General features: G+C 58.9%; 17 protein-coding genes. 14 read left to right on the plus strand and 3 right to left on the minus strand.

What is annotated here, in order from left to right; all coding sequences use genetic code 11:
• Positions 1-31: 31 nt before the first annotated feature.
• On the minus strand, positions 32-2,881 hold the full coding sequence (locus HPT27_RS07505; RefSeq protein WP_211197890.1) for a TonB-dependent receptor domain-containing protein: 2,850 nt from the start codon (positions 2,879-2,881) through the stop codon (positions 32-34).
• A 352-nt stretch (positions 2,882-3,233) separates the two neighbouring features.
• Between HPT27_RS07505 and glyA the strand changes: the two genes are divergently transcribed.
• The 14 genes from glyA to HPT27_RS07575 all read left to right on the plus strand — a co-directional run bounded on the left by glyA (position 3,234) and on the right by HPT27_RS07575 (position 14,586).
• The gene (glyA, locus tag HPT27_RS07510; RefSeq protein WP_172241183.1) at positions 3,234-4,487 is read left to right on the plus strand and encodes a serine hydroxymethyltransferase; all 1,254 of its coding nucleotides are present in this window, start codon (positions 3,234-3,236) and stop codon (positions 4,485-4,487) included.
• Between the two features lie 416 nt (positions 4,488-4,903).
• Positions 4,904-5,359, plus strand: coding sequence for a transcriptional regulator NrdR (gene nrdR / locus HPT27_RS07515; RefSeq protein WP_172241186.1), 456 nt, complete (start codon positions 4,904-4,906; stop codon positions 5,357-5,359).
• A gap of 48 nt (positions 5,360-5,407) precedes the next feature.
• Entirely contained in the window at positions 5,408-5,821 is a 414-nt protein-coding gene (locus HPT27_RS07520; RefSeq protein WP_172241189.1) for a hypothetical protein, read from the plus strand.
• A gap of 106 nt (positions 5,822-5,927) precedes the next feature.
• Positions 5,928-7,073 (plus strand): bifunctional diaminohydroxyphosphoribosylaminopyrimidine deaminase/5-amino-6-(5-phosphoribosylamino)uracil reductase RibD, encoded by a 1,146-nt coding sequence (gene ribD, locus HPT27_RS07525; protein ID WP_172241192.1) that lies wholly within the window; start codon positions 5,928-5,930, stop codon positions 7,071-7,073.
• 111 nt (positions 7,074-7,184) lie between these two features.
• On the plus strand, positions 7,185-7,847 hold the full coding sequence (locus HPT27_RS07530) for a riboflavin synthase (protein ID WP_172241195.1): 663 nt from the start codon (positions 7,185-7,187) through the stop codon (positions 7,845-7,847).
• Positions 7,848-7,862: 15 nt separating this feature from the next.
• Entirely contained in the window at positions 7,863-8,969 is a 1,107-nt protein-coding gene (ribBA, locus tag HPT27_RS07535; RefSeq protein ID WP_172241198.1) for a bifunctional 3,4-dihydroxy-2-butanone-4-phosphate synthase/GTP cyclohydrolase II, read from the plus strand.
• Between the two features lie 71 nt (positions 8,970-9,040).
• Entirely contained in the window at positions 9,041-9,514 is a 474-nt protein-coding gene (gene ribH, locus HPT27_RS07540) for a 6,7-dimethyl-8-ribityllumazine synthase (protein ID WP_172241201.1), read from the plus strand.
• Positions 9,515-9,563: 49 nt separating this feature from the next.
• Positions 9,564-10,010, plus strand: a complete 447-nt coding sequence (gene nusB / locus HPT27_RS07545; RefSeq protein WP_172241204.1) for a transcription antitermination factor NusB — start codon at positions 9,564-9,566, stop codon at positions 10,008-10,010.
• 34 nt (positions 10,011-10,044) lie between these two features.
• A complete protein-coding gene (locus HPT27_RS07550) occupies positions 10,045-10,539 on the plus strand; it encodes a YcxB family protein (RefSeq protein WP_172241207.1) in 495 nt (164 codons plus the stop codon).
• A gap of 23 nt (positions 10,540-10,562) precedes the next feature.
• Complete coding sequence (gene thiL, locus HPT27_RS07555) at positions 10,563-11,594, plus strand: thiamine-phosphate kinase (RefSeq protein WP_172241210.1); 1,032 nt, start codon at positions 10,563-10,565, stop codon at positions 11,592-11,594.
• The gene (locus HPT27_RS07560) at positions 11,591-12,055 is read left to right on the plus strand and encodes a phosphatidylglycerophosphatase A family protein (RefSeq protein WP_172241213.1); all 465 of its coding nucleotides are present in this window, start codon (positions 11,591-11,593) and stop codon (positions 12,053-12,055) included. Before thiL ends, HPT27_RS07560 begins: the two co-directional genes overlap by 4 nt.
• Complete coding sequence (locus HPT27_RS07565) at positions 12,052-12,714, plus strand: retropepsin-like aspartic protease family protein (RefSeq protein WP_172241216.1); 663 nt, start codon at positions 12,052-12,054, stop codon at positions 12,712-12,714. The genes HPT27_RS07560 and HPT27_RS07565 overlap by 4 nt, the downstream gene beginning before the upstream one ends.
• A complete protein-coding gene (locus HPT27_RS07570) occupies positions 12,714-14,060 on the plus strand; it encodes a hypothetical protein (protein WP_172241219.1) in 1,347 nt (448 codons plus the stop codon). The genes HPT27_RS07565 and HPT27_RS07570 overlap by 1 nt, the downstream gene beginning before the upstream one ends.
• A gap of 73 nt (positions 14,061-14,133) precedes the next feature.
• Positions 14,134-14,586: a DUF2721 domain-containing protein gene (locus HPT27_RS07575; RefSeq protein ID WP_172241222.1), complete on the plus strand. Its 453-nt coding sequence runs from the start codon at positions 14,134-14,136 to the stop codon at positions 14,584-14,586.
• Between the two features lie 102 nt (positions 14,587-14,688).
• Here the strand turns inward: HPT27_RS07575 and HPT27_RS07580 are convergent, their stop codons facing one another.
• Positions 14,689-15,675, minus strand: coding sequence for a DUF2167 domain-containing protein (locus HPT27_RS07580; RefSeq protein WP_235950858.1), 987 nt, complete (start codon positions 15,673-15,675; stop codon positions 14,689-14,691).
• A gap of 183 nt (positions 15,676-15,858) precedes the next feature.
• Positions 15,859-17,709 (minus strand): 1-deoxy-D-xylulose-5-phosphate synthase, encoded by a 1,851-nt coding sequence (gene dxs, locus HPT27_RS07585; RefSeq protein WP_172241225.1) that lies wholly within the window; start codon positions 17,707-17,709, stop codon positions 15,859-15,861.
• Position 17,710 lies beyond the last annotated feature (1 nt).

The raw sequence follows: 17,710 nt of genomic DNA on the forward strand, positions 1-17,710 counted from the left end.
CCGAAGGTGCCGTTTTTGCCTTGCCGTAGATTTACTCGCGATAAGCCAGTTGGACATAGAAGAACCGACCCGGCAGATCGTAGGTGCCGGCGTCATAGCCATTCAATGTGCAGCTGTAGCAGGTCGGAGCATCTTCATCGAGCACGTTGTTGATGCCGACGTTCAGGCGCAGACCCTTGACGGCGAACAGATCCGCCAAACCGAACTGCAGGTCGTTATACATCGTGGCATCCAGCGTGTTGCTGTTGTTGACGCAACCCACTTGCTCTGGTGTCGACGAGTCGCAAACTTCCTTGACCGAGTCGATGTAGCGAATGGTCCAGCCAATGTTCATGTCACCCATTGTCCAGTCGGTTTGCACATTTGACTGAATTTCCGGAATGGCACTGTCGGACACTTCTATGCCAACCTGGCGCGGAATAGGCGAACCATTCTCATCCAGTTCGGTGTAGTCATCGACATAAGTCGTCGCCCAGTTCACCTTGAAGTCACCAATGCCCGTGTTCAGCGCCCAGACAATCCGGAAGTCGTAACCGCTGGTTTCGACTGAGCCGACGTTGGCAGCCAATGCCGAGATATTGCTGATCTGGCCGGTAATGTTACGGGTGTAGTTTGCGCAGTATGCGGAAACGCCATCATTGATGCAGCGGTCTACGATGTTCTGCGGATCCTGGCCTTGAACAGCGCCGTCGATTTCATGCTTGTAGTAAGTCAGCTCGAAATCAATGCGGTTGGCCCAGCTCAAGTCACGTGCCCAGTTTGGCGAATACACTGCGCCGGCGGTTGTACTCTTCGACTCTTCTGGCTCCAGATCCGGGTTGCCGCCGGTAGTAGTGGTGATCTGCGGATCGATCTGGGTAAAGCCGTCCGGCACGCCATCAGCAACGCAGGCAATTTCCAGCGCATTGCTGTTGAAGCCATCGCTGCCATCGACGGCGCCGTCGCAAGGATCGGTGACGGTGGCGCCGAATTGGCCAGTTCCAAACATTTCGCCAATAAATGGGGCGCGGAAGCCTTCCGAGTAGGACGCACGAATGAGCAGGTCATCCATGACGTTCCATTTAGCGGATATTTTGCCGTTGGTGGTCGAACCAAAGGTTGAGTAGTCCGAACGACGGATAGCCGGGTTCAACTCAAGGTTTTCGGTAATCGGGATACGCAGTTCGGCATAAACTTCTTTGACGTCGTAACTACCGCTGGTGTAAATGGCAATGGAGTCGTTTGATTCACCGGTCGCGCGAACTTGGTCCGGGTTAAACGTACCACCAGTTTTTCTGTACTCAAACCCGGCCGCGAAGCCAACTGCGCCAGCCGGCATTTCAAACAAGTTGCCACTCAAGTTGGCGCTGACGGCATGCAATGTCTGCTCGCTGGAGTCCTTGGTATCCATCTGAATCCAGTTCAGCATATCGCGCGTGATGGTACCCTGGCCGTTCGCACCCATACCGCCAAACAGATTCAGTGGTACGCAGCCAGTGGTCGCCAAGCAGACGTCCGGATCCCCAAGCGCAATTTGAATTTTGCGCAAGTTGAAGCTGTTGAAAAAGTCTTGCTCAGCCCGGTTCGACGAAGCGATGTAATTCAAATCCCAGTCGTAGTCGCCGAACGAGCCTTTGAAACCAGTATTGAAATAGAACGTGTCAACGTGCTGTTCAAACACCCGCGGACCACCTTCAAGCGGACGACGACGCAAATCGTTGAAGTTGACGCCGGGGACCAGATCGATGCCGAACGGGTTATAGGGGTTCAGTGCCGAAATGACGATCTGGCTGGAAAGGCCATCACCATTGACACCCAAACTAATCGGCTCTGGCGCTGCCTGGTTGGCGGATTCGCGAGTGTTATACAACGCCTTCATATACCACTGCGTTGTTGACGATAGTTCGTAGGTCAACGAAGTGAAGATACTCTTGCGTTTGTTCGGGGTCAGCAGAAGGTTGTAAGGCGCGTAGTTGAAGAAGTCGTAACCTTCCGAGCCGAAATCATGATACGAGCCGCCAAACGGGTCATTGGGGTCCCAGGAAATGTTTCCGGTTCCACGATCGAGGCCCAACGCAAAGTAATCACCGGCACATGAGCCCAGTTGATCCGGATCGGCAATGTTCGGGTCGCAGAAGTTGAAGTAGCCTTGATAGCCACGAGAGCTGTCTGCACCATAAGTAGTGCGGGAAATCGCCCGATCACCGGAGCTGATTTCTTTCTGATTGTTGTACGAAGCAGAGAACACGGCGTGGAATTTGTCGTTACCGCCACCGATGGTGATTTCCGCTTTTTCGGTTTCGCCGTCACCTTTGTCGTATTGGCCGTAGTAGGTTTGAATATCCAGGCCATCAAAGTCTTTACGGGTGATGACGTTGACAACGCCAGCGATGGCGTCAGAGCCGTAAATTGACGAAGCACCGTCTTCCAGCACTTCGATACGCTCGACAATTGCCATTGGAATGGTGTTCAGGTCAACCGCGCCGGCAACACCGGAACCTGATGATTCGTTTACCCAGCGTTGGCCATCAACCAGCACCAGCACGCGCTTGGAGCCGAGGTGACGCAAGTCGACTTGTGCCGAGCCGGCGCCAATGCCGCCGTTGTCCGGCGGATAACCGAAGTTACCCGATGAGTTGAACTTGCCGTTCAGCGCTTTACCACCGGTGGTCAGTTGCTGCAGCACTTCACCGATCGAGGTGACACCGGCCTTTTCCAAGGTTTCCCGTGTCAGGGTCATCACCGGGGCCGCGCCTTCGGTATCCGTCCGCTTGATCCGCGAACCGGTAATTTCAACGCGTTCAGCTTGTTCTTGGGTTTCGTCGGCCGCGAAGGCCAGGGTGGGGAGTAATGATGCGCCGCACGCGGCGAGCAGGGCGGTGGACAGCCTGGACATTTTCATTTTCATGTTTGCTCCGTTTGCAGGGTTCTAGCGTTTTCACGTCTTTTTTTCACCCTCCATGGAAGGAGGGTGTGCCTTCAGATGTCAGGAACATCTTTGGCCCCGGACTGCATTCCTCGGGCTACAACACTTCTTCTTTTTCACTGCGGTGCGCAGGCCCGCTCCTTAATCGGGACTGCTGGTCCGGCTTGGCCGCCGGGGTGTATCTCCTTACATGGCCAAACGTCATGACGCCCGAGGCTACGCCGGCGCCGATTTGCTGGCAAGTGTGCCAGTTGTAAGCTGCTGTTCGGCCATCCAATCGAGTACAATGCGCGCTCATTTTTTGCCCACCCCATCCGGTAACCGAACCATGCTGCGCAACCCCGCTACCCTGGCCCAATACGACGCCGAACTCTGGTCGGCGATGGAACACGAACGCCATCGTCAGGAAGAGCACATCGAACTGATCGCCTCCGAGAACTACACCAGCGCCCGGGTCATGGCGGCGCAGGGCTCGGTGCTGACCAACAAGTACGCGGAAGGGTATCCGGGCAAGCGCTACTACGGCGGCTGCGAATACGTCGACGTGGCCGAGCAACTGGCCATCGACCGGGTCAAGCAGCTGTTTGGTGCCGATTACGCCAACGTCCAGCCCCACTCCGGCTCGCAGGCCAACTCGGCCGTGTACATGGCGCTGCTGAATCCGGGCGACACCGTGCTCGGCATGTCGCTGGCCCACGGCGGTCACCTGACCCACGGCTCGCCGGTCAACTTCTCCGGCAAGCTCTACAAGAGCGTGCAGTACGGCCTGACCGCAGCCGGTTACATCGATTACGACCACGCCGAAGCGCTGGCCCTCGAGCACAAGCCGAAGATGATCCTCGGCGGCTTCTCGGCCTATTCGCGGGTTGTTGATTGGAAGCGGCTGCGCGAGATTGCCGACAAAGTGGGCGCTTACTTTATGGTCGACATGGCGCACGTCGCGGGCCTCGTCGCCGCCGGTGAATACCCGAACCCGGTTCCGTATGCCGACGTGGTGACCTCGACCACCCACAAGACCCTGCGCGGTCCGCGCGGCGGCGTGATCCTCGCCAAGGCCAATCCGGAGCTCGAGAAGAAATTCCAGAGCGCGGTGTTCCCGGGCGGCCAGGGCGGCCCGCTGATGCATGTCATCGCCGGCAAGGCCGTGGCTTTCAAGGAGGCGCTGGAGCCGGAATTCAAGACCTACCAGAAACAGGTCGTCGTCAACGCCAAGGCCATGGCCAAGGTGTTCATGGACCGCGGTTACGACATCGTCTCCGGCGGCACCGACAACCACCTGATGCTGGTCAGCCTCATTGCCAAGGACCTGTCCGGCAAAGACGCCGACGCCGCCCTCGGCCGCGCCAACATCACCGTCAACAAGAACTCGGTGCCGAACGACCCGCGCACCCCGTTCGTCACCTCGGGCATCCGCGTCGGCACCCCGGCCATCACCACCCGCGGCTTCAAGGAAGCCGAGACCGTGCAACTGACCGGCTGGATCTGCGACATTTTGGATGACGTGACCAATGAGGCGACCATCGCCCGGGTCAAGGCCGAAGTGCTCAAACTGACCGCACGCTTCCCGGTTTACGGCAGCTAAGTCACGGCGTTGTACTGAACTGACAAACCCCCGCTTCGGCGGGGTTTTGTTTTTGTTTGGGATTGCTGTAGGTATCGGTGCGGCGTGAGCCAGATCGCATGGCCTGCAGCAGCCTTTCGACAAAGCCCCCACCCCAGCCCGCCCGGCCGCCAACGGAGTTGGCGTCGTTCGGTCGGCAAGGTCATCAACTGTGACGACCTTGAATTCCCGATCTCACCCCCCTGGCAGGGGAGGGAACCGTACCGTTCCTCCCCCTGCCAGGGGGGAGGTTAGGAGGGGGGCTTTGCCGCTCCCAAGCCCCGACTCACCCCAACCGCTAGTAATCGCCCGTTCCCCAGCCCCCATCCCTTCGCTTTCCCGCCCCAAACCGTTAACCTGCTCCCCAGCCAAAACATCCTTCCCACAAGAGGACAGCCATGCACTGCCCGTTCTGCTCCGCTGACGACACCAAAGTGATCGATTCCCGTCTGGTAACGGATGGCACGCAAGTAAGGCGCCGGCGCGAATGCACGCAATGCAGCGAACGCTTCACCACCTTCGAAACCGCCGAGCTGGTCATGCCGCGCATCGTCAAGAACGATGGCAGTCGGCAGCCGTTCGATGAAAACAAACTGCGCGCCGGCATGATGCGGGCGGTTGAAAAGCGCCCGGTTTCGGTCGAGCAAATCGAAGAGGCCATCGGCCACCTGATGTCCAAGCTGCGCGCCACCGGCGAACGCGAAGTGCAATCGAAAGTGCTCGGCGAGCTGGTCATGGCCGAACTGCGCAAACTCGATGAAGTGGCGTTTGTCCGCTTTGCCTCGGTCTATCGCCGGTTTCAGGATGTGCAGGAGTTTCGCGACGAGATTGCGAAGTTGCAGAAAGGCGATTGATGGGTATGCAGCGCGATTTTCGATTCGAACTCTAATGATGACGAAATCATGAACTACGCCCCGACACTCTATCTTCTGCTGCTGCTAACTCCGTTCATTGTCCTTTTTTTTATCAAGAAATCACGCAATGGATACGCAAGGTTGGTTATCTCGGCGCTCTTGTCTGCAGCATTTATGAGTGGCGTCGTAATTGTCAATTGGTTTGGCTATGACTTCTACCTAGAACAGAGAATTGCGCCTTTGGATAGAAACGGTGATGGCATCTGGACGCCAGAAGAAGAGGCTACTTGGACAGAGGAAGACAGAAAGGCCTTGAGTGCACATTTAAGTGACGGTGGTCGAAATGTTTTCAGTGTTTTCATCTTCCCCATCTTTTCAGTGGTTTACTCTTGTATTGCTGTAATGGCTTGTTGGGGTGTGCAAAGGTTCTTGATAAGTATTAAGTCGCGCAGGTTGGGCTAAGCCCTAGCGAAGCCCAACAGCTTTCCCCGGTCTCACCTCCGCCGTTGGGCTTCACATCCGTTCAGCCCAACCTACACTGGATTCACCTTTCCACTCGATTCCTGCCATGACCTTTACCGCTGACGACGCTCTCCATATGGCCCACGCGCTCCGGCTTGCCGAGCGTGGCCGCTACACCACTGCACCGAATCCCAATGTCGGTTGCGTGTTGGTGCGCGATGGCGTCGTGGTCGGCGAGGGCTGGCATGAGGTGGCCGGTGGTCCGCATGCCGAGATCAACGCGCTCAAACAGGCCGGTGACAAGGCGCGTGGCGCGACGGCTTACGTGACGCTGGAGCCTTGCGCCCATCAGGGCCGGACTGGACCGTGCGCGGGGGCGTTGCTGGTCGCCGGCGTCAGCCGGGTAGTCGCGGCGATGCAGGACCCGAATCCGAACGTCGCCGGCAAAGGCTTCGAGATTCTGAAAAGCGCCGGCATCGCGGTCGAACATGGTCTGATGCAGGCTGAGGCCGCGGCGCTGAATCCCGGCTTTTTGAAGCGGATGCGCGCGGGTAAGCCGTGGGTCACGGTCAAGCTCGGCATGAGCCTCGATGGCCGCACCGCGCTCGGCAATGGCGAATCCAAATGGATTACCGGCGAGGCCGCCCGGCGCGATGTCCAGTTCTTGCGCGCCCGCCATCAGGCCATCCTGACCGGTATCGGCACCGTGCTCGCCGATGACCCGCAGCTGACGGTCCGGCTTACCGACGCCGATTGGCCGGACTACGTGAACCCTTCTTACTGGCAGCCGCCGCTGCGGGTCGTGCTCGATTCGCAAGGCCGCTTGCCGCCCGGCCGCCAGATCAGCAACAGCTCGGCGCCCACCTTGGTTTGCCTAGCCGGGAAAAAAGCGGACAAAACCGCTGGCAAACCCGCCGACAGCGCCAAGCAGGAACCGGCATTGCCCGGTATGATCACCGCCCTGCGCTGCGGCGATGGTGAGCGAGTCGATTTGCCTGCCGTGCTGGCTGCACTGGCCGAGCGGCAAATCAACGCCGTGCTGGTCGAGGCCGGCGCCACGCTGGCGGGCGCGTTCCTCGCCGCCGGACTGGTCGATGAGCTGATGCTTTATGTTGCGCCGAAACTGCTCGGCGACAGCGCCCGGCCACTGCTGCAACTGCCAGTGTTCACGGCCTTGCCGCAATGCCCGCAGTTGAAGCTGGTTGATGTTCGTCAGCTTGGCGACGATCTGCGACTGACACTGCGGCCTTAACATTTTCTGTAGGAGCGAGCTTGCTCGCGATTGGTTTTCACCCTTGCAGTAACGGCATCGCGAGCAAGCTCGCTCCTACAATGACTTGCCCTCATGATCGAGTAACGACGAATGTTCACCGGCATCATCCAATCCGTAGGCAGCATCCAGCGCATCGAGCCGCGTGGCGGTGATGTTTTGCTGTCGATTGCGGTGGGCAAACTCGACATGAGCGACGTCCAGCTCGGTGACAGCATCGCCGTCAACGGCGTCTGCCTGACGGTAGTCCGTTTTGACAAACAGTCTTTCGATGCCGATGTCTCGGTCGAAACCTTGGCCGTCACGTCATTGAAGAACTGGAAAGCCGGCACGCGGGTCAATCTGGAAAAAGCGCTGACGCCCACGACGCGGCTCGGCGGCCATTTGGTTTCCGGCCATGTCGATGGCATCGGCGAAATCATCAGCCGGCGCAATGCTGCCCGCGCCGATCAATTTACCGTGCGGGTGCCGCAGAGCATCAAGCGCTACATCGCACACAAGGGTTCGGTTTGCGTTGATGGCATCAGCCTGACCGTCAACGCGGTCAATGACGATTGTTTTGAACTGACTCTGGTGCCGCACACGCAGGCGGAAACCAATTCGGGTGCGTGGCAGGCCGGGACTCTGGTCAACATTGAAGTGGATGTGTTGGCCCGGTATCTCGAGCGCTTGCTGCAGGCCGGTGAGGCGCCGGCAGCAGTGAGCAGCATCACGGAAAGTTTGTTGGCGCGGTCCGGTTTTCCCGGTGCGCGCTGAGTTGAGGACGTAAGCATGGCTCTGAGTTCGGTACCGGAACTGATCGCGGATATTCGCGCCGGCAAAATGGTCATCCTGATGGATGATGAAGATCGCGAGAACGAGGGTGACCTCGTGATGGCGGCCGAGTGCATCACGCCGGAAGCGATCAACTTTATGGCCAAATACGGTCGTGGTTTGATCTGCCTGCCGATGACCCGCGAGCGTTGCCTGACTTTGGGTCTCGGTCCGATGGTGCAGGCCAATGGCACTCGCCACGGCACCGCATTCACTGCCTCGATCGAAGCGGCGGTCGGTGTCTCAACCGGTATTTCAGCGGCGGACCGTGCCCGCACCGTGCAGGCCGCGGTAGCGAAAAATGCCAAGGCCGCCGACATCGTCCAGCCCGGCCATATTTTTCCGCTGATGGCCCAGCCCGGTGGAGTGTTGACCCGCAACGGCCACACTGAAGCCTCGGTTGATCTGGCCCGGCTTGCGGGATTTGAGCCGGCCGGCGTCATTGTCGAGATCCTGAACGAAGATGGCAGCATGGCGCGCCGGCCGGATCTGGAAACGTTCGCGGCCGAACACGGGCTCAAACTCGGCACCATTGCCGACCTCATCGAATACCGTTCGCTGCATGAGAAAACCGTGCAGCAATTGCAAAACTGCCGCTGGCCGACCGCCTACGGCGATTTCACCCTCTACACTTATCAGGACACCATCGACGGTCAGCTGCATCACGCGTTGGTGTATGGCAAGGTCGATACCGGTCAGCCGGTGCTGACTCGTGTTCACGTTGCTGATCCGCTGGCCGATGTGCTGCGTGGCCAGCGCGCCAGCGGTGCCTGGCCGATTGATCAGACTCTGCAACGTGTGGTCAAGGAGGGTGCAGGTGTGGTGTTGGTGCTGGCGGCGCAAGCCGGTAATGATCAGCAGTTGCTGCAGCTGTCGCGCTACGCGGCGGAAGATCGTGGCGAGACGCCAGCACGCACCGAGCGTACCGGCGGTTCGCGCCGCATCGGCATTGGCTCGCAGATTCTGAGTGATCTTGGCGTGCATCAGCTGCGGCTGATGAGCAAGCCGGTCAAGTATTCGCTGTCCGGCTTCAAGCTGGAAGTGGTGGAGTTTGTCGAGCCGTAAGCTCTATTGGATTTTGTAGGAGCGAGCTCGCTCCTGCAGTGCAGATTCATTTTGATTAACAGGAGTTCCGCATGAGCGGCATCAAACAAATCGACGGCGTGTTCACGGCAGCAGATGCCCGCTATGCCATTGTCGCGTCGCGTTTCAACAGCTTCATTGTCGAGCAACTGGTGCAGGGCGCGCTAGATGCGCTGAAGCGTCACGGCGTCAAGGACGAGAACATTACCGTGGTGCGAGTGCCGGGCGCAGCCGAGCTGCCACTGGTTTGCCAGAAGCTTGCGGCCAGCAAGAAACAGGATGCGGTGATTGCGCTCGGCGCGGTCATTCGCGGCGCGACGTATCACTTTGAAGTGGTCGCCGGCGAAAGCGCCAAGGGCTTGTCGCAGGTCGCACTTGCTGCCGGTATTCCGGTCATCAACGGTGTGCTGACGACCGAGTCCATCGAGCAATCGATTGAGCGCGCCGGCACCAAGGCGGGCAACAAAGGCGCCGATGCCGCCATGGCCGCCATCGAAATGCTCAGCGTGCTGAAGCAAATCGGCTGAGCTGATCGGCCGGAATGTTGGTAAACGATTTCATTTTTTGGATAACACCATGAGCAAACCCTCCGAACGCCGTCAGGCCCGCCGCTTTGCGGTACAAGCCATCTACTCGTGGCAGATCAACCAGATCGCGCCGCAGCAGATCGAGCTGCACATGCTGGAGGATCAGGATTTCAAAGGCTGCGACACCAGCTATTTCCAACAGCTGTTGCGTGGCGTGGTTGAGCAGAAAGACGCGCTCGACAATCTGCTGAAGCCGACCATTCACCTGAAGCTGGAAGAAATTGATCCGGTCGAATTGGCAATCCTGCGGATGGCCGCGTTTGAAATGAAAGAGCGGCTCGACGTGCCCTACAAGGTCGTCATCAACGAAGCGCTTGAGCAGGCCAAAACCTTTGGCGCCACCGACGGTCACAAATTCGTCAACGGCGTGCTCGACAAACTGGCGCGCGCGCTGCGTGCAACCGAAGTCGCGGCCAAAACCCGGCCGCAGGACTGAACCACTCTGGACTGCGATATCAAGGATAGAGTGAATGGATATTGTGTTGACGTTTTCCCCTGAGGAAAAAGATGTTCTGCGTGCCAGTTTCGGCGCGCTGAGCTCCAGGCCAGTCCTGCTTTCCTGCGCTGTGGCATTATTTCTGGTTGCACCATGGGGGATGGCGTTGCTTCGTCTTATGAGTGAAGCCGATGAAGCTTATGACTTAAATTTTCTGCTTCTTGTCTTCTCGCCTGTTTTAATGACTGGCGTGTTTTTTTTCATCGTTTGGCAACAAGTAGCGCGTAGCAAGTCAGCAATCGCCTTTAGTGGAGAGCACACATACGTCTTCAATGAAGCGGGAATAGATTTATCCGGACCCGGCTTCAATAATAAATTGAGCTGGTCAGTTATCAATAAGTATTGCACCTCTAAGTTTGGTTACTTGCTTTATATCGGCGCGAATCCTTGTGTGTTTATTCCGCTTCGTGCGTTTTCCGATGCCGAGCAGAGGCGATTGTTCGAGCTAATGCTCGCTAGTCGTTTTTGATCTTTTACGCAATTGATGCTTCCATGCCCGGCGAGTTCGATCTGATTCAGCGCTATTTCACTCGGCCGAATCGCCGTGACGATGTCGCGCTGGCGGTCGGTGATGATTGTGCGCTGCTCACCGTACCGGCCGGACAGTTACTCGCTGTTAGCACCGATACCCTGATCGCCGGCGTGCATTTTCCGGTCGATACTGCGCCGTACGACATCGGCTGGAAAGCGCTGGCAGTCAATCTCAGTGATCTGGCGGCCATGGGCGCACAGCCAGCGTGGGCGACGCTCGCCATCACTCTGCCGGAATTCAATCATCCGTGGCTGCAGGCGTTCAGTGCCGGGTTGTTTGCGCTGGCTGAACCGCACAAGCTGGCTCTGGTTGGTGGCGATACCACGCGCGGTCCACTCAGCATCACGATTACCGTGCACGGGTTTGTCCCGGCACCGCAGGCGCTGCGTCGCGATGCCGCGCAAGTCGGCGATGTGGTTGCCGTGACGGGCACCTTGGGTGACGCTGGCCGCGCGTTGGCGCATGCGCTCGGCCAGTCGCCGATAACGGATCAAACTGATGCGGAGTGGTTGCTGGCACGGCTCAATCGACCGTCACCACGGCTGGCCGCGGCACTGGCCCTGCGCGGCATCGGCCATGCCGCCATCGATATTTCGGACGGTCTGCTGCAGGATTTGCAGCATGTGCTGAATCGGTCCGGGGTTGGCGCCGCGCTGCAGATGGAATCGCTGCCGCTTTCCGCGGCACTGCGCCGACAAACCACGACCGAGCAACAGGCGGTGGAGTTGGCGCTGGGCAGCGGCGATGACTACGAGCTTTGCGTCACGATTCCCGCAGCGCGGTGGCCGCAGGCGCAGGCAGCGGTCAATGCCTGCGGTGTCACGCTGACGCGCATTGGTCGCATTACGGCGACGCCCGGCCTTGCACTTGACTGGAACGGTGCGGCGTTTATGCCGACGCAGCGCGGCTATGATCATTTCAAAGACAGTCAATCTCACGTCGACCAAGCCAACAGCAATCAACTTAACAGCCATCTCAAGGAACGGTCGTGATTAAACCGCAGTCATTCTGGCATTGGCTGGCCGTCGGGTTTGGCAGCGGTCTGGCGCCGAAAGCGCCTGGCACATTTGGCACGCTGGCGGCATTGCCGCTGGTGATCCTGGGTTGGTGGCAATTATCGCCGCTGGTTTATGCCGCACTGACGGTGCCGCTGTTTGCGCTCGGCGTGTATGCCAGCGAGCGCACGGCGCGCGATTTTGGCATCAAGGATCCGGGCGCCATCGTGGTCGATGAGTGGGTCGGCTTGTGGGCCAGCGCTTTGTTCTTGCCGTTTCATTGGCTCAATGTCTTGCTAATCTTTGTCTTGTTCCGGATTTTCGATATCGCCAAACCGTGGCCGGTATCCTGGGCCGATCGTCGCTGTCAGGGCGGGCTCGGTATCATGTTGGACGATTTACTGGCGGGAGCCATGGCATGCGCTGTATTGCAGCTCGGTTGGCGGGTGTTGACATGAGCGGGCGATTTTCGCGTTGGTGGCGCGGGTGCCTTCCGGCGCTTGGCTTGCTGCTGCTCGGCACCACGGCCATCGCGGCCGATATTCGCGTGCTCGGTTTGTTTGATGATCGCGCGATGCTGTTTATCGATGGCAAACAGCGCTTGTTGAAGGTCGGTGAAACCAGTCCGGAGGGGGTCAAGCTCATCCGTTCTGACAGTGAGCGAGCAGTGCTGGAAATCGCCGGCAAGCGCGAGGAATTTCGGCTCGGCGCCGACATGCATACCAGCATGGCCACGCCCGACGTATTGCGGGTGCAGATCGCCCGCGATAATCACGGCATGTTCCGAACTGCGGGCGCCATCAACGGGATCCCGGTCAGTTTTATGGTCGACACCGGCGCCACCTCGATTGCCATGAGTGCTTCAATGGCCGCGCGTCTCGGTATTGCGTTTCGCCACGAAGGCAAGCCGATGATGGTGCAAACCGCATCAGGAGTGGTGAAAGCCTGGCAGGTGATGCTGAAGACGGTGAAAGTCGGCGAAATTGAGCGAGCATTGGTTGAAGCCGCAGTCATCGAAGCCGAGACTGGCAGTGAAATTCTGCTCGGCATGAGTTTTCTGAGCACCGTCAAGTTGGAAAAGCAAAACAACTTGCTGGTGCTGGAGGCGCGCTACTGATGGCGCTGCCACTGCCGCCGGATCCCGCGCAGTGGCAAGCGGTGCTCGCCGATGCGAGTCGCGATCGGCTGAGTCCGGCCGCACACTGGTATTTTTCCGGCCAATGGATTGCGCTGGACCCGCAGCAACAGCCGTCGCCGCCGATCTGGTTGGTGGCACCGCAACTCCGTTGCCGGCAGCGGCTGCAGGCCGAGCCTTTGGCCATTCGACAACTGGACAGCAGTGCGGTAACGCCGCTGGCGTTGGTGCCGGCGCTCGCCAGCAATCCCACGTTTATCAATCAGGACACTTTGCGCTATCTGGCGCGCCATCCGCTGCGCATTCGCAGCGAGTTGAACGCCGGGCAAGCCGACGAACCGGCTCGCGCGCGCAGCCTGTGGCCGGAAGATTGGCGAATTGAAGCCACCGCTGCGCTGCTTGCCGATGATTGGCATCGTTTCGTGTTGAAAGGCGAAAGCGGCGCGCAGCAGCCATTTTGCTGCCAGCGGCTGTGGCAACGGGACGAACAAACAGATCGCGATCAGTCGAGCCCGCGCTGGGCCATCGGCGTGATGCTCAATGGCGCCCAGGGCGACGATGATGAAGCGCATGGCGGTCACTTTGCCCTGACTCTCGGTCGCTGGCGTGACGACGGCGATATCGCCGACTGGCTGGTGGCCAACTTCTACAATCCGGATGTGGTCAGCGAGAAAGGCATCCTGCCGGCGCTGGTGCCAATGGACAATTATCTGACCGACATCAACAGCGGCCAGCAGCAATACCGACCGTCATGGTTGGTCGCTTGTGATGTGGCCGATGAGCAGATCGCCAGCGCCTTGTACGTACAGCTGCTGACGACACTGGAGCGGTTGTACGATCACCGGGTCCAGTATCAGCACACCGACAACAATTGCACCGGACTCAGCATGGATGCGCTGCGCGCAGCCGGCATTCAGGTGCCGTGCCGTGGCGCGTCATCGCATTTGCTGGCGCCACTGCTGTTCACGTCCACCTTGCTGCGCGAACGCAGCTGGCGGGAGGCCCGCAAAGCCAGTCGTTATCTGCTGGCGGAACAAACCCGATTGCTGCCGTGGCAAGCCTTCGAGGCCTGCGTTGAACACCTGCTCGGTTTGCTGCGCGGATCGCGCACAGCCGGCACGGAAATCGAACACCGTTTGATCAGCAGTACCCGGGCCGTGTACGGTTTGCATTTTCCGCAATTGCCATCGGCACGGGCCTGGGGCCGCGAGCCGGCGGTCAGCTTGTTTGATTATCAGCGCCGGGTGCCACCTAAACGCGCGGACTGGAAAATCATTCCGGTGCCGGCGCGGGAATTGCCGGCCGAGCTCAAACGGACATCGCCGTAGCACCAGCCGCACTGACGATCGCTGATTGAACTTTGCCCTCAACTGCTCATTACGAAAGTATCAGGAAATCGACATGCCACTGCCCACGACCACTGCCAACGACGTAGCGGATATTGCCCATGTCATTCAGCTGTCCATTGCGCCGGTTTTTCTGTTGACCGGTGTTGGTGCCTTGCTCGGCGTGCTGACCAATCGGCTGGCCCGGATCATCGATCGGGCGCGCAAGCTGGAAGATCTGTTGCCGCATGTCAGTGCTGACCGCGAACAGCGGGTGCACGATGAGCTGCACACGCTGTCACGGCGCTCCAAGCTGATCAACCTCGCCATCAGTCTGGTGACCAGTTGCGCGCTGCTGATCTGTCTGGTGATTGTTGGCCTTTTTGCCGCTGCGTTCACCAATACCCGTATCGAAGCCTATATCGGTTGGCTGTTCGTCGCAGCGATGGTGGCGCTGATCGGCGGTCTGATGGTGTTCCTGCGTGAAATCTACGTCGCCACGGCCGCGCTGCGAATCGGACCGCATTGATGGTGATTTTCCTGCCAACAAAAAAGCCCCGAACGCGGGGCTTTTTTGTTGTTGGTTTCGAGCAGTGAGCAGCGACCAGCGCGATCGGCACTAGCGGTTTGATCAACCTGATTTTTTGCCAAACAGTTTCGAGATCAGTGCACCCAGACCGATGACGCCAGCGATGATCAGCTTCTTGAACGCCAGCAGGAATACGCCGATCTTGCCGAAGAAGCCGAGCTTGGCGGCAACGCCACCGGCGACCAGCGCGGCCAGTCCGTACTCCGCCACTTTGTCGGTGTCTTCGTTGAATTCTTCGTAACGCTTGCCGGGCAGAAACTCGGTGGCGCTGACCAGCGCCGGCGTTTCCATCCGGATGGTTTGCAGCTGACCCATGCTGGCCACCGCATTGAGCACCAGCACGCCTTCGCGGCCGAGCACCCGGATGTTGTAATTCAAGGTGTTCTCGCTGGCGCCATCAAATTTCAATTCTTTTGCCCAGACCATTTTGTGCTGGTTGCCATCGTAGGATGGCGGCACGGCCCAGCCGACCAGATCGATATCGCCGAAACCGGCATCCTTGCGCGCGTCGTTTTCGTCTTTCGTGGCTTCCTGCATGTCTTTCAGCAGATCGTTGTAGTCGATGTCGGCGGCATCTTCATCAGAAACATAGCCATCGTTCTCATAGGTCAGCACGATGCCCCAGCCTTCCGCGCTCATCGGGCTGACATCGGCCGGCAGGATCATGCCGATGGTGCCATCACCGCTCGGATTGCCCCAGCCTTGCGTCAACAGCCGCTCGGCATTCTTGCTGTCGATATAAACAAAATTCTCTGGCAGGGTGATCTTGGCAAACTTGCCAGGCAACGCGATTTCGCCGTGTTGCATTTGCAGGCTGGCAACAAACTGTTCGGCCGCGTCGTCGGTTGCGGCCGAGTCGGCATCATCGCCGGTGCTTTCATCGCCCGCGCTGTCATCAGCGCCGGTTTCGCTGCTGTCGGAATAGGCTTCGGAATCAGTTGCAGTGCTGTCCGCATTGGCAACGGCCAGCGTGCTGGCCATGGTCAGCCACAATGCGGTGAGCAGCAATTTCAGTGGTTGGGTATTCATTGTGTCGTCCTTGTTATTTGTCTACAGGTTGTTTTTGGATTGTAAAAAGGCAGGGTGGGTAAACCGTGCTTTCAGTATTTTTGTAAGGCATTCGAGAAAACAGCCTACCAACCGGTGCTGCCGAAAGAAAGGCCGCCGAGACGGCGGCCGGTGCTGGCAGGTTGCAATCTTGTCAAACAGTGCTCAGTCCTGCGCAGCGGCAATCAGTGCGGCGACCGAGATGCCGCTTTCGGCCCGTAACCGGACCGGATCGCCATGTTCGATAAAGCGGTCGGGCAGACCGATCGTCCGGACTTTTACGTTCAGATCCTGTGCCAGCACAAATTCACCGACGGCCGAGCCGGCGCCGCCGAGCACGGCATTTTCTTCCAGCGTAATCAGCCGGTCATGGCTGTGTGCCAGTTGCCTGATCAATTCGGTATCGAGCGGTTTGACGAACCGCATGTCGGCGACGGTGGCGTTGAGCGTTTCGGCCGCTTTCAAGGCGTCACCGAGCAAAGCACCGAAATTCAGAATGGCGATTTTCTCGCCCTGGCGGACGATGCGGCCCTTGCCGATGGCAAGCGCGCTGAAGGTTTTCTCCGGCGTGACGCCCATGCCGGTGCCGCGTGGGTAACGGACCGCTGCCGGGCCCTTGTGCAGCCAGCCGGTGTAAAGCATTTGCCGGCATTCGTTTTCGTCCGATGGCGCCATCAGCAGCAAATTCGGAATGCAGCGCAGGTAAGACAGATCGAACGCGCCATTGTGAGTGGCGCCATCTCCGCCCACCAAACCGCCGCGATCGATTGCGAACAGTACATCCAGATCCATCAGACAGACATCGTGGATCAATTGATCGTAGGCGCGTTGCAGGAAGGTCGAGTAAATCGCCACCACCGGCTTGGCGCCTTCTTTCGCGAGGCCGGCGGCCAAGGTCACCGCATGTTGTTCGGCAATGGCGACATCGAAATAGCGGTCCGGAAATTCTTTTGAGAACCGAATCAGATCCGAGCCTTCGCGCATTGCCGGGGTAATGCCGTAAACGCGCTTGTCCTGCGCGGCGATATCGCAGAGAAATTCACCGAACACATTGGAATAGGTCAGCTTGGGTTTGCTCGGCGGCAGGCTGTCCTTGCTCGGGTCGAAAATCGGCACGCCATGGTAGGCAATCGGATCATTCTCGGCCGGCTCATAGCCTTTGCCTTTGCGGGTCACGACATGAAGAATGCGCGGCCCGGTCTGGGTTTTCAGATTGCCGAGCGTATCGAGCAGGACATCGAGATTGTGGCCGTCGACCGGACCGATGTAATTGAAGCCCAGCTCTTCGAACAGCGTGCTTGGCAGCACCATGCCTTTCATGTGCTCTTCGGCGCGGTGCACCAGTTCTTTCAGCGGTGGTGCCGCACTCAGAACTTTCTTGCCGCCTTCGCGCACCGCGTTATAAAAACGCGATGACAGCAGCCGGGCAAAGTAATTGTTCAGCGCGCCGACGTTCTCGCTGATCGACATGTCGTTGTCATTCAGCACGACCAGCAGGTTCACATCTTGTGCACCGGCGTGATTGAGCGCTTCGAAGGCCATGCCGGCAGTCATGGCGCCATCACCGATGATGGCCACCACGTTGCGGTTGTCGCCACGCGCTTTGGCGGCCAGTGCCATGCCGAGCGCGGCGCTGATCGAGGTTGACGAGTGGCCGACCGCAAAGGTGTCGTAAACGCTTTCGCTGGGCGCCGGGAACGGATGCAGGCCACCATGCTGACGAATGGTGTGCAGTTGATCGCGCCGACCGGTCAGTACCTTGTGCGGATAGGCTTGATGGCCGACATCCCAGACCAGCCGGTCATCCGGCGTGTTGAAAATGTAATGCAGCGCGACGGTCAGTTCGACTGTGCCAAGCCCGGCAGCGAAGTGGCCGCCACAGCGCGAAATGGTGTCGATCAGAAACCGGCGCAGCTCGTCGGCGGCGGCGGCGAGTTCCGTCCGTGGCAGGGCGCGCAGATCGGCCGGCGAATCAAGCCGGGAGAGCAACGGATACTGGGTCAAATCTGCAGGCATT

The organism is Permianibacter fluminis (assembly GCF_013179735.1).
Lineage (GTDB): Bacteria > Pseudomonadota > Gammaproteobacteria > Enterobacterales > Permianibacteraceae > Permianibacter > Permianibacter fluminis.